The sequence below is a fragment of the Parabacteroides sp. PH5-46 genome, from assembly GCF_029892785.1.
In the GTDB taxonomy this organism is placed as follows: domain Bacteria; phylum Bacteroidota; class Bacteroidia; order Bacteroidales; family Tannerellaceae; genus DFXE01.
This window is the reverse complement of sequence record NZ_JARXXA010000016.1, coordinates 85,886-98,371: the sequence shown is the minus strand read 5'-3', so window position 1 is coordinate 98,371 and position 12,486 is coordinate 85,886. Positions and strand designations below refer to the sequence as shown.

The 12,486-nt window shown below is 43.6% G+C and carries 10 protein-coding genes; 2 read left to right on the top strand and 8 right to left on the bottom strand.

All coding sequences use genetic code 11. From position 1 onward, the window contains the following. Window positions 1-390: 390 nt before the first annotated feature. The 7 genes from M2470_RS15200 to M2470_RS15170 all read right to left on the bottom strand — a co-directional run bounded on the left by M2470_RS15200 (window position 391) and on the right by M2470_RS15170 (window position 8,394). On the bottom strand, window positions 391-1,710 hold the full coding sequence (locus M2470_RS15200; protein ID WP_280745769.1) for a TldD/PmbA family protein: 1,320 nt from the start codon (window positions 1,708-1,710) through the stop codon (window positions 391-393). A 1-nt stretch (window position 1,711) separates the two neighbouring features. Beyond that, a complete protein-coding gene (locus M2470_RS15195) occupies window positions 1,712-3,238 on the bottom strand; it encodes a TldD/PmbA family protein (protein ID WP_280745770.1) in 1,527 nt (508 codons plus the stop codon). Further along, window positions 3,225-4,460, bottom strand: coding sequence for an anaerobic sulfatase-maturation protein (locus M2470_RS15190; protein ID WP_280745771.1), 1,236 nt, complete (start codon window positions 4,458-4,460; stop codon window positions 3,225-3,227). The genes M2470_RS15195 and M2470_RS15190 overlap by 14 nt, the downstream gene beginning before the upstream one ends. A gap of 17 nt (window positions 4,461-4,477) precedes the next feature. Then, on the bottom strand, window positions 4,478-5,710 hold the full coding sequence (locus tag M2470_RS15185; RefSeq protein ID WP_280745772.1) for a glycosyltransferase: 1,233 nt from the start codon (window positions 5,708-5,710) through the stop codon (window positions 4,478-4,480). Further along, window positions 5,707-6,918, bottom strand: a complete 1,212-nt coding sequence (locus M2470_RS15180; protein ID WP_280745773.1) for a radical SAM protein — start codon at window positions 6,916-6,918, stop codon at window positions 5,707-5,709. Before M2470_RS15180 ends, M2470_RS15185 begins: the two co-directional genes overlap by 4 nt. A gap of 50 nt (window positions 6,919-6,968) precedes the next feature. Further along, entirely contained in the window at window positions 6,969-7,541 is a 573-nt protein-coding gene (locus M2470_RS15175; protein WP_280745774.1) for a hypothetical protein, read from the bottom strand. A gap of 115 nt (window positions 7,542-7,656) precedes the next feature. Beyond that, window positions 7,657-8,394: a prolyl oligopeptidase family serine peptidase gene (locus M2470_RS15170; protein WP_280745775.1), complete on the bottom strand. Its 738-nt coding sequence runs from the start codon at window positions 8,392-8,394 to the stop codon at window positions 7,657-7,659. A gap of 94 nt (window positions 8,395-8,488) precedes the next feature. Here M2470_RS15170 and M2470_RS15165 point away from each other — a divergent pair, with 94 nt between their 5' ends. Continuing rightward, the gene (locus M2470_RS15165) at window positions 8,489-9,514 is read left to right on the top strand and encodes an agmatine deiminase family protein (protein WP_280745776.1); all 1,026 of its coding nucleotides are present in this window, start codon (window positions 8,489-8,491) and stop codon (window positions 9,512-9,514) included. Window positions 9,515-9,541: 27 nt separating this feature from the next. Next, on the top strand, window positions 9,542-10,417 hold the full coding sequence (locus M2470_RS15160) for a carbon-nitrogen hydrolase (protein ID WP_280745777.1): 876 nt from the start codon (window positions 9,542-9,544) through the stop codon (window positions 10,415-10,417). Between the two features lie 5 nt (window positions 10,418-10,422). Here M2470_RS15160 and recQ read toward each other — a convergent pair whose 3' ends face one another. Further along, entirely contained in the window at window positions 10,423-12,282 is a 1,860-nt protein-coding gene (gene recQ / locus M2470_RS15155) for a DNA helicase RecQ (protein WP_280745778.1), read from the bottom strand. Between the last annotated feature and the right edge of the window lie 204 nt (window positions 12,283-12,486).

Below are 12,486 nucleotides of genomic sequence, written 5' to 3'. Positions count from 1 at the left end.
AAATACAAACAAAAAATTGCCTATATCATTTTACGGATACAGACAATTTTATTAAGTGAAAAACTTAAAGCCGCTTTTTAAGGGGTGACTAATTACAATAACAAAACTTAGTTGAAAAAAGCATGGGTGCTTTTGGGGAAAAGTACGCATGCTTTCTTTAAAAAGTACGCATGCTTTTAGGTGAAAGTATGCATGCTATTTTTGGAATTCGTAATTGATTGATATTTAAATAAGTGTGAGACTGAGAGAGGATGTGTCTTAAAATACAAATAAAATACAATAACTATCGGTAAAAAAGGTCTGTCGTAAAAAATATCCTGATAAAAAGAGCTGGATATTAACATATACTTGTTCTCTTTATCAGGATACGAGTTATCAGATATGAGGATTTTACAGTCCGCTGAAGTCCACTTCTTCGAAGGCGAGGGAGGGGATACGCCAGCTGGATGATTCGCGTACGTCGTTACCGATTTCTTTTAAGTTGCTCCATAGAGTCAGCATGTTGCCGGTAATGTTCATTTCGGACACAGGCTGGGTGAGTTTGCCGTTTTCAATCAGGAAGCCTTCTACTCCGTAAGAGAAATCACCTGTTGAGCTATTGGAATTACCTCCGTTGAAGCCTGTTACCAGAATACCCTTTTCTACGGATGCTATCAGGCCGCTTTCGTTTTTGCTTCCCATTTGCATGGTTAGGATAGATGGGCCACTGATGGTAGGAGTGGTTCCTAATTTATTGGCATTGTAGATGTCGATATAGTAGGTTTTCAATACGCCATTTTCAAAAACAGGTAGGCGTTTGGTTGCTACACCTTCTCCGTCAAAGTAGCGGGCACCTTGTTTTTTTGCCATATGAGGTTCGTCGATGATGGTAACATTGTCTCCGATCACCTTCTGGTTTAGTTTATCCAGCAAGAACGAGTTTTTCTGTTGGATAGACGAACCATAGATCGCGCCCAGAATGGGAGAGATCAAGCGAGCCGAGTTCATATTGTCTACTACCATAGTATATTTACCGGAAGCGATCTTTTTCTGTCCCAGTTTGCGTATTACGCGCTCTAAGGCTTTTTTACCGATACCTTCTTTTATCAGGGCATCGTAGAAGATAGACGAGTCGTACCAGTAAGATTCCGGACGAGCTTCGCCTTCACCCTTGATACTTACACTTCCTACTAATGTAAAGGAGGAGGAGGCTCTTTCGCCTTCAAATCCGTTGCTGGCAATCATGTAACTGGCGTTTCTTTCGTCGCCATAAGAAGATGTAGAAGAGATGATACGAGGGTCTTTTCCCATAATCTCATCGCATACTTTCATGGCGAGGTCTTTCTTGCTGTCGGGCTGGATAGCGTCGAAACGTGTGTCCAGCAGTTGCAGGTCTTTACCACCACCTTTGTAATACAAGGACGGATCGGGTAGGGTACGGGCCAGGTCTTCTGCCAGATAGCGGGTAGAATCTATTCCGTTTTGTATGAACTTTTCGAGTTCTTTTTTCTCCAGACGGTTTGTTGAGAAGGAGCCGTAGCGTCCGTCTACGAACAAGTGGATTACCAGACTACTTTCCGAGGCTTGTGTGAGACGGTCGGTTTTCATGTCACGTATCTCAAATGAGCTGTTTGTACCTTTGTACAAACCTACGCGTGAAGCTTGGCAGCCGTTTTTCAGGGCATATTCCATTGCCCATTGTGCTAATGCTTTATTATCGTTTGTTATCATATCAGCTTTCTCCTCCTACTGTAAGTTTACTAACCAAAGCCGATGGCATACCGCAAGTTACCGGACAGGATTGTCCGTCTTTACCGCATGTCCATGTGCCGTTATCCATCTCGTAATTATTACCTACCATTGTCATGTCGGCTAAGGCTTTCGGGCCATTACCGATGATGTTGATATCTTTGATAGGTTGCGTGAGCTTACCATCTTCAATGAGGTAACCGTTCTTTACGAAGAAAGTAAAGTCGCCTGCTCCGATCTGCACCTGTCCGTTGGTAAAGGTAGAAGCATAGATTCCTTTCTTTACAGTAGAGATCATTTCTGCTTCGCTTACATTGCCGGCTTCCATATACGTTGCACGCATACGAGGTATCGGCATCATGCGGAATGATTCGCGGCGTCCGTTACCTGTTGAAGGTATTCCGTAATGTTTAGCGCTGATACGGTCGTGCAGATAACTTGTAAGGATACCGTTTTTCACAATATATGTCTTTTGTCCTTCCACACCCTCATCGTCAATATTTACCGATCCACGATTGAACGGAATCGTACCATCGTCTACTACGTTGATATGCTCGTTACAAATCTTCTTGCTCAGTTGGTCAGAGAAGATAGAAACATTTTTGCGGTTGAAATCGGCCTCAAACGCATGTCCGATAGCTTCGTGTAGCAGAATACCAGAGCCTCCGGCACCCATTACAACGGGCATTTCACCTCCTTTAGGCTTTACTGCTTCAAAAAGGATAGATGTTTTCTCTACGGCTTCTTTAGCAATGGTTTCAATAATCTCATCGTTCAGGAATTCTGCTCCCATGCGGTAAGCACGTGAGGCATACGAGTTTTCTATCTTACCGTCTTGCTCCATGATACAAACGGCAGCCAGTGTTACCATCGGACGATAGTCGTAATACATTACTCCTTCCGAATTACAGAAAAAGATATGTGAGGTAGAGTCGCCCAGTGAGGCATTTACCTTCATTACACGCTTATCCAATTCAAATATTCGATCATTGATCACTTGCAGATAAGGTGTTTTTTCTTTTACGGAAATCTCATCCCAAGGCAGTTGTACCGTATAGTGATTATTGCTTATCGGCTTTTCTGTCAGGTTGATTGGTTTTTTAGCTCCTGATCCGCTGGCAATTTGTGCAGCCGTACGAGCTGCTTTCAGCATTTCGTCGAGGGTTACACTTTCTACATAGGCATAGCCGGTCTGATCACCGGACAAGACACGTACACCCATACCGAAGTCGATGTTGGAAGATGCCCTGTTTACGGCACCATCCTGCAAACTTACATTATTCCGGTAAGAATGTTCAAAGAACAGGTCGGCATAATCGCCTCCTTTTTCAAGTGCTGCAGTAAGCACTTTCCTCAGATCGCCTTCACTTACTCCGAAGTGATTCATGGCGAATAGGATACCGGCTGCTTTATCATTTGCAGCATTGGCCGTACCTCCTAAAAAAGAAGGCGCTGCTAATGACCCTAACATCACCATACTTCCAGTTTTAATAAAATCACGTCTCTTCATTGTTTTTAATTTGAGTATATTTTGTCATAACGTTTGCCGGTGGGCGTTGGGCTAATAGCTCTTTTTTCATGAAGTCCATGTAGGGGGCCACATGTGCAAAGTATTTTTTATATCCTTTGCATAAATAGTTTAAGCCCGGTTCGCCATTAGCATCGGTTATAAAACGGTTTTTGGGACATTCCCCGTTGCAGGCAAACAAATAGTTACATGTTTTGCATTGTGTAGGGAGTGTATCGTATTTATCAGCGCCGAATTTCATTTGTTCCGGGCTGTACATCATCTCTGTAATTGTTTTTGTGTAGATATTCCCCAGTTTGTATTCCGGGAATACGAAGTGGTCGCATGAATAGATGTCTCCGTTAAATTCCATGACGCCTGCATGTCCGCAGGTACGTGCCATGCTGCATATTCCCGGTTGTTCGCCTACCCAGTTGGCCAATGTAGCGTCAAATAACTGAATATAATAGGTACCTACATCCGTCTTTACCCATTCGTCGAAGATGGCACAGAGGAAATCTCCCCATTTTCCAGCATCTACTGAGAACGGAGCCAATTCGGTAGGTTGTAGGCTGTCGGCTGTTGACAAACCACCATCCGGCATCAGGCGCTCTACAATGGGGGTAAACTGTATGTAATGGCATTTCAACTCTTTAAAGAAACGGTAGAACTCCAGGGGATAGTCTACATTATAGTCGTTTACAACGGCCATTGCATTGTATTCTACTCCGTGTTTCTTTAGTAGCTGGATACCCTTCATAACCTTTACAAACGAGGGTATTCCTTGTTTATTACGTCTGTATTCGTCGTGAAATTCCTGAGGGCCATCAATGGATATACCTACCAGAAAGTTGTTATCCTTGAAGAATTTGCACCATTCGTCTGTAAGTAATGTTCCGTTGGTTTGGATACTGTTATCTATCTGACGGCCTTGTGCGTATTTCTGTTGTAGTTCCAGTGCCTTCTTATAAAAGCTGATAGGACGCATCAATGTTTCCCCTCCATGCCAGGTAAAGAGTACTTGCTGCATAGTTTGGCTTGCAAGATACTCCCGGATAAAGCGTTCCAACAGTTCTTCTGTCATAACATGATTCTTCACTTGCGAATAAAACTTTCCTTTTTCAAGGTAGTAGCAATATTCGCAAGCCAGATTACAGACAGAACCAACGGGTTTCAACATCACGTAGACTGGTCTGGCAAAAGGTGAAATATATTGTTTATTCATGCGCTATCTCTGATATATTAGATATGGCTCTCAATATATTTACATATATTTTCAGGTCCGTTTTCACTCCGTATCTGCTCTCCCAATGCAGCTGCATTTTTCTTGTAGGAGGCATTTGTCACCAGATCGCAAACCCTGGATTCCAGTAGCTCACGGGATATTCCCGACGGCTTCAGACGATTGGGGCCAATCCCTAACCTGAACACCCGGTTTCCCCAGTAATGCTGATCTATTATTAATGGGATTACCATCTGAGGCTTACCGGCTCGTCCTGCACTATGGGTTGTTCCGCATCCTCCATGATGGATAATAGCGTCACAATTGGGGAAAATCAGCGAGTGGGGAAGCGGCTTGTCTGTAATGAATACATCCTCGTTATTACGTAGATTTGAACCGGTATTTGACCATCCGCTACCTACTACGAGTTTATAATTGTGTTTGTTGCAAATCTCAACCAGCCATCCACATATCTTTTCTTTTTTCTTTGTGTCACAACTTCCCAGCGTGAAGAATACAACAGGTTTCTGGTCTTTTTGCACAAAAGAGATCAGCTCCTGATAGGCCGATACCTCATACTGTAACTTATCGTAGAAGCAATATCCTCCGATTTGCCATTTGTACTTCCAGGTAGAATCTGTATTTCCTAAATAAGAACTATACACCAGGTAATTATTTGCCGAACCGGCAGCATGATCCCCAAAGTTTTTAATGGGCGACATGCCTAACTTAGTCCTGTTTTTATTGATTGTTTTTAACACCATAAAGTTGGTTCCCACATTCAGCATCTTCCACAAGAACTTAGGGGTAAATATGGCATTTGGCTCCGGCCAGGGCAAGACCGCCGGCGGTATTTGTGTACCGGGTATAAAAGGTCCGAAAGCTGTCCGGATGAACGGCTTTTGGCAGTATTCGGCTATACTGGCGGCGGCAAACTCTGTGTTGGCAGAGATCAGCATATCATGCTTTTTGAGTAGGGGGATAAACTCTTCAAACTGTTTGTCTATTACCCTACGAACCCATTTCAGGATATGTTTTGTCTTCTGATTGGTATCTGCAGCTCCTTCAATCATTCCGCCAATGTCGTCAAAAGCCTGTAACACATAAGGAATGCCTGCATCTTTTGCATGCTTTTCAAATATGCGGGGGAGACTTAGTGTAACCTCATGCCCACGACTCATTAAAGTATCGGCTAGTGTGAGATATGGGTAGATATCTCCCTGCGAACCTCTGGTGACAAGGAACAGTTTCATAAGATACCTATTTGGGCTAGTTTTTCACTGTCCAGATTATATTTTGCTTCCAGGTCTTTCAATAGATTCTCGTTCATATTCAATGGCTTAGCCAGCTTTTTTGTTTCGCGATAGCCTTTGTATACTTTGGATACCATTTTGCCGGGGTTGAATATAATAGACGACATGATCCAGCAGCCGTGTGTACACCAGCAGTTGGCAGTATATCCGTGTCCTATCTCGTTTACTTCCTTTTTCATGGCATCTCCGTACATGATAGACTGTACGTCGCAGTTGTAATCCTTTACATTGCCAATGGGTTCTCTTAATTCGCAGGAGCGGAAGCGGCCGTCATAGTCTATAACCAAGGTTGTTTCACCAGCTGTACAATCCATTCCCCAAGGGGTAGGCTTGTCTATATTACCGGCTCTTACATTATACATGGCGCGGATAAGCCCTAGATAGAAGAAGCGGGTTACGCGTTTACGAAAACCGGTTACTCCTTCCGCCATACGGTCGGCATAGGCAGCATAGAAGGGTACGATTTTATCCTGTAGCTCGCGTAATGATTGCTCCGTAAGGATTTTCACACCGTCTTCACGGGTCATGCCGCGAGCAGCTTCTATTGTATGTGTCAATACATTCAAACGTCCGTATGCCCACATCATGAAATCGATGATTTCTTCTATATTGTATCGCGTAATAACAGTTGCTATATTTTTGAGGACTTTCCCGTCATCCCCGAAGTTTTCGTCTACTTTCTTCAGGGTTTCTACAGCTTTGTAGAAGTTACCGGGTACTCCGCGCTGTGTATCGTGTGTATTGCCAAAACCATCCAGTGATACGCTGACTGTCATATTTAAATCGGGACAGTTTTTCCGGATGCGTTTTACCCATTCTATTACACGGTCCGCTTTCAGTCCGTTAGTAGGCATGTTTACATCCTTTATATGGTTGTTTTGGTAGAACATTTCTATAATTTCAGGTAAATCTTCTCTCAGAGTAGGTTCACCACCGGATAGCCATAATCTGTTAAACTCTCCTGCGCTTTCCGATAGCTTTTTTATCTCTTCAAATGTCAAATCCTGCTCTTTCATTTCCATGTCGTTGGCATAGAAACACATGGTGCATTTGGCATTACATCTACCTGTTACAAATAAGAAAACAGATTCGAGTTTCCTTTTAGAACTCATTTGCTGAAAAGAACTTCCTTCACGTTTTGTTTTCATGCAATGTATGTTATTTGTTATTAAGTAGCCTCCCGGCTGTTGTTGGATTATTATTTCTTTATTTTAATATTTAACTTTTCGATACGTTGCTTTATTTCATCGGCCTGTTTGATGGCTAGTTGGATTTCTATTTTAAATCGCTCCTGAAGTACTGTATCTGTATAATTGGTTAGAATGATGAGATTTTTTTTAACTATTTCAATTTCTTTAGAAGTCAGCATTTTTCCCTCTTCTTCTAAATGAGTCTTTAATGCCCAGAATGCCTTGGATACCTTTTCGTATGTGGATTTCTCCGGTTCGGTAGAAGTTACTTTACGCTTAACTCTGGCCTTTTTGACTCTTAGGTTGTCTTCTTTCTTTTCTTTATTGATTTCCCTGATAATGATTTCCTGTTCACGGGTAGGAGAAAAGTCATTTAATTTGTTTTTGATCCGCTCCAACTCCGGAATATCATATTGTGGAGACAGATCTTTTGTTCTTCTTATATTGTTTAAGTATTTAATACTTGATTTAAATTCTTCTTTCTCTTCACCCTCTAGTGTGTCAATGTAAAATTCTGCTGTTTTGTTCTTTATATAACGTTTTATTTTTCCAAAATCAATTGCTTTTTTATCGGCTGCCATAGTGTCCTTGTTTTTTATTGACTAGAAATCATTTTGTTTACAAACATAATAATAATTTAAATATATTCATGCGGATGTTTAAATTATATTATTTGTGAAAGGCTATGAAACTGATTTATAATATGACGCCTGATCGACTTTGTTCTAGCATCCATTTATATATTTGAGGGTGTGTTTCATAAAGATACTGGATTCCATGTCCTTCTCCTTCTAATTTGGTAAACTTGGTTTTCCCTTTACATTTATCTAAAGCATTTATGATACGTTCTGTTTCAGAGATCGGTATTAGGTTGTCGTTGGTTCCGTGAAATGCCCATATAGGGATGTTTTTAAGGGTACAAATGCGGGGAGTGTCACTATCGTTACAACCTCCGCACAATGGTACTATGGCCGCAAATTTATCAGGATGATCCATTGCAACTATAAATGTACCATATCCTCCCATGCTTATACCTGTAAGATACACTCTGTCAGTATCAATCTGATACTCAGTCTGTATTTTTTCAAATAATGGCTCAAACCAATTATCTGACGACCAATACTTATCATCAGGGCATTGAGGTGATATTATAATAAAATCAAATTCATTTCCCTTTTCTACTAAATAAGGCAGTCCATATTTTTTCAACTTATTTAAATCATTCCCCTTGTGCGCTCCCCCGTGAAGGTAGATCACCAGAGGATAACTCTTATTTCCTACAGCATAATCTTCAGGCAAATACACCAGATAGTTATAATCTACTTTGGCTTTTTCCTGTGAGCAGATGTACCCACAGAAAGTAAAAACAAAACACACAAACAAGTATATCCTTTTGTGCAACTTGTGTTCCCATTGTTTTTTTGTTGACTTCATACGTGCAAAGATATAGGATTGCTATCCATTGCATAGCCTCTTTATCGAAATAATCGCTATTTTTACGTCTTTTTAAAAGAGCAAAAACGTGATTATGGATAATAAAATAGTGTTTCCGGCAGAGTGGTATCGGCAGAGTGCGGTGCAGCTTACCTGGCCGCATGAGGATACGGACTGGGGGCCGATATTGGAAGAGGTGATACCTTGCTTTGTTGCTGTGGCGAAGGAGATCATCAAGCGGGAGCGATTGTTGGTGGTTTGCCGGGATGAGGCGGAGGTTCGTGTTCATCTGGGAGATGTTGATTACGAAAGGATTCTCTTTTGTGAGATGGAAACGAACGATACCTGGGCGCGTGATCATGGGGGGATTTCTGTGTTTGAAGATGGGGTGCCTGCTGTGTATGATTTTGTTTTTAATGGCTGGGGGATGAAGTTTCCGGCTAATTATGATAATTTGATTACCCGCAAGTTGTTTGAGGCTGGGGTGTTTCAGGAAGATGTTTTACCCTTGAATATGCAGCCTTTTGTGTTGGAGGGAGGAAGCCTTGAAACAGACGGGAAGGGTACGCTGCTAACTACCGTAGAATGCCTGGCGTCTGTCAACCGGAATGAATACCTGGGAAAAGAACAACTGGAATATCACTTGAAAGAATTGTTTGGCCTGAAGCGTATTTTGTGGCTGGAGAATGGTTATCTGGCAGGTGATGATACAGATAGCCATATCGATACATTGGCTCGCTTTTGCAGCGAAGATACCATTGCCTATGTGCAATGCCGGGATGAGTCGGACGAGCATTTCAGTGAGTTGCAGGAAATGGAGCGGGAACTGATGGCTTTTACACAAGAGAATGGAGAAGCCTACCGCCTGATCCCCTTGCCAATGGCTGACAAAGTAGAGTGGGAGGGAGAGCGTCTGCCTGCTACATACGCCAACTTCTTGATTATAAACGATGCGGTATTGCTTCCGTACTACGGCTCTCCCAAAGATGAGGAAGCGAAAATAGCTTTACAAAAGGCATTTCCGGATCGAGAGATCGTAGGTGTCAACTGTCTTCCACTGATAAAACAACATGGCTCACTCCATTGTATAACAATGCAATACCCGGAAGGCTTTATTTGATTAGAAATTGAAAATTAAGAATTGAAGATGAAGGTAGGATTGATTCAACAGGCGAATGGCGGTGACAGGGATGCCAATGTCGCGAAATTAAAAGCAAATATAAGGCGTTGTGCCGAACAGGGCGCCGAGTTGGTGGTACTACAGGAATTACACAATGGCCTCTATTTCTGTCAGACAGAGGATACCTCTGTTTTTGATCAGGCGGAAACAATTCCCGGACCCTCTACAGACAGCTTTGGAGCCTTGGCAAAAGAACTGCAAATCGTGCTTGTTTTATCCCTGTTTGAAAAGCGGGCGCCGGGTCTCTATCACAATACGGCTGTTGTATTGGAAAAGGATGGAACAATCGCCGGTACCTACCGGAAGATGCACATCCCGGATGATCCGGCCTACTATGAGAAGTTCTATTTTACACCGGGTGATCTGGGCTTTAAACCGATCCAGACCTCTGTAGGCAAGCTGGGTGTTTTGGTCTGCTGGGATCAATGGTATCCCGAAGCCGCGCGGCTAATGGCTATGGCAGGTGCCGAAGTGCTGATTTACCCTACGGCTATTGGCTGGGAAAGCAGTGATGCGCAAAAGGAGAAAGAGCGTCAGTTAAACGCCTGGGTTACGATACAGCGGGGGCACGCAGTAGCCAATGGTTTGCCCGTAATTGCCGTAAATCGTGTAGGTTATGAGCCGGATCCCTCCGGACAAACCAAAGGAATAACCTTTTGGGGGAATAGCTTTGTGGCAGGCCCTCAGGGAGAACTATTAACGGTATTTCCTAATGAAACGGAAGAGGTACAAGTAGTGGATATTGATCAAACCCGAACAGAGAATGTGCGTCGCTGGTGGCCTTTCTTCCGCGACCGTCGCATTGATGCATACAGCGATATCACTCAGCGCTTTTTGATCTAAGCCTTTCAGGACTGCTCTTTAGGCACTTTGAGGACAAAGCGAATCAAAGCGACAAAGACTTTGCCGTATTTTTCGAGCTTGGCATCTCCTACGCCCCGTACATCGCCGAAGGCTTCTAAGGTGATGGGTTTCTTGAATACCATATCTTCCAAGGCGGCGTCTGAAAAGATGATGTAAGCCGGCATACCTTCTTGCTGGGCGATCTGTCGCCTGAGTTGGCGCAGGGAGTCCATCAGGCGTTCGTCCTCTGAACCTGACTCTATTACACGGATCGGACGTGTTTTGTCTGTTGCTTTTTTCTCTTTCTTCTCCTTTTTTTCTTTCTTTTCTTTTTTCTGAATTTCTTCCGTGTCGCGCCAGGAGGCCAGTTGCGCCTGAGCTTCGCCAAAGAGCACTTTGCGTCCGATGGAGGTGACCTTTAGCGTCTGTGCATGCGCATAATCTATTTCAATATAACCCAGTTGGAGCATTTGGTAGATGTATTCTTTCCATACCTTATAGGGTAAATCCCTTCCGGCTCCGTATGTCTTTAGTTTGTCATATCCCTGCTGAAGTAATTCGATACGTCCCGAGGCACGTAAGATATCAATCAGCATCTGCATGCCGATCCGCTCTTCTGTCCGGACAATGGCGCTTAATGCTTTTTGTACCAATACGCTGCCGTCAAAGCGTTGAGGCGGGTTCTTGCATACGTCGCAGTTGCCGCAATCCTGATCGCTTTCTTCTCCGAAGTAGTTGAGCAGAATGCGCCGTCGGCAGATATCGCTTTCGCAGTAGCGTTGCATACGGTTCAGCTTCTCCAGGTTTGTGTCACTTTGCCCGCTCTCTTCGGCAAAGCGACGGAGTAAAACAAGGTCGCCCAAGGTGTAGAATAGCAGGGTGTCACTGGCTAAGCCGTCACGCCCGGCACGCCCTATTTCCTGATAATAGTTTTCAATACTTCCGGGCATATTGTAATGGATGACCCAGCGCACATTGCTTTTGTCTATCCCCATACCAAAAGCTATGGTGGCACAGATCACCTGTGTATTGTCGTTGATGAAATCATTCTGCGCTTGTTCCCGCCTGGCTGTTGGTAATCCGGCATGATAAGCCGTAGCAGCAATACCATATCCGTTCAGGGTAGCAGCCAGTGCTTCCGTGTCGGCACGCTTCATGCAGTAGACAATGCCGCATTGTTCTTTATGTTTGTTGATAAAACCAACGATAGCAGCTATCTTTTCTTTCTTACCCAAGCCCCGGTGAACGGTGAGCGAGAGGTTCGGACGGTCGAACGAGGAAATGAATATCTGAGGCTCATGTAGTTTCAGTTGTTCTACGATATCTGCGCGGGTAATCTTGTCTGCCGTAGCCGTTAAGGCAATAACGGGAACATCAGGGAAGCGCTCTTTCAAGATAGCCAACTGTGTATATTCAGGCCGGAAATCATGTCCCCAATGCGAGACGCAATGCGCCTCGTCTATGGCGATCAGTGAAATATCCATGCGTGAGAGTAGCCAGTCCAACTCGCTGATTAGCCCCTCCGGAGAGATATAAAGCAGTTTCATCTTGCCGGCAATGCATTGCTGCCTGATACGCTGTTTCTCCTCTTCCGGCATAGAACTGTTAAGCGAAGCCGCCGCTATACCGTTGGCCACCAGTCCCTCCACCTGGTCTTTCATCAAAGCAATCAGCGGAGATATCACAATAGCCGTCCCGGGCAGATGTATCGCAGGAAGCTGGAAACAAATCGACTTCCCACCCCCGGTAGGCATTAATACCAACGAATCCTTCTTCTGGATAACCCGCTGTATAATGTCTGCCTGCAAAGGCCTGAAAGAATCAAAACCAAAGTACTTCTTCAAGAGAAGCAATAATTCATCCATTCATTGTTTTTTTACGTAGGGCAAATTTATGAAAAAAAACGCTTAAACCCTTCCTATTTTTCAGCTCTCTATTATTGTTTATTTCAGCTTCTTTTTAGCGGCTCACCTATGTGAACCGGATGGCTCACAATGGTGAACCGATCTGTTCACATAGGTGATCTGCATCGTTCACCTATGTGAGCTATTTAATAAGTCGGCATAAAA

Excerpts from the sequence above, each read along its gene's own strand:
- M2470_RS15160 (WP_280745777.1), top strand. The coding sequence starts at position 9,542 with ATGAAGGTAGGATTGATTCAACAGGCGAATGGCGGTGACAGGGATGCC.
- recQ (WP_280745778.1), bottom strand. The coding sequence starts at position 12,282 with ATGGATGAATTATTGCTTCTCTTGAAGAAGTACTTTGGTTTTGATTCT.
- M2470_RS15165 (WP_280745776.1), top strand. The coding sequence starts at position 8,489 with ATGGATAATAAAATAGTGTTTCCGGCAGAGTGGTATCGGCAGAGTGCG.
- M2470_RS15190 (WP_280745771.1), bottom strand. The coding sequence starts at position 4,460 with ATGAATAAACAATATATTTCACCTTTTGCCAGACCAGTCTACGTGATG.
- M2470_RS15180 (WP_280745773.1), bottom strand. The coding sequence starts at position 6,918 with ATGAAAACAAAACGTGAAGGAAGTTCTTTTCAGCAAATGAGTTCTAAA.
- M2470_RS15195 (WP_280745770.1), bottom strand. The coding sequence starts at position 3,238 with ATGAAGAGACGTGATTTTATTAAAACTGGAAGTATGGTGATGTTAGGG.
- M2470_RS15200 (WP_280745769.1), bottom strand. The coding sequence starts at position 1,710 with ATGATAACAAACGATAATAAAGCATTAGCACAATGGGCAATGGAATAT.
- M2470_RS15170 (WP_280745775.1), bottom strand. The coding sequence starts at position 8,394 with ATGAAGTCAACAAAAAAACAATGGGAACACAAGTTGCACAAAAGGATA.
- M2470_RS15175 (WP_280745774.1), bottom strand. The coding sequence starts at position 7,541 with ATGGCAGCCGATAAAAAAGCAATTGATTTTGGAAAAATAAAACGTTAT.
- M2470_RS15185 (WP_280745772.1), bottom strand. The coding sequence starts at position 5,710 with ATGAAACTGTTCCTTGTCACCAGAGGTTCGCAGGGAGATATCTACCCA.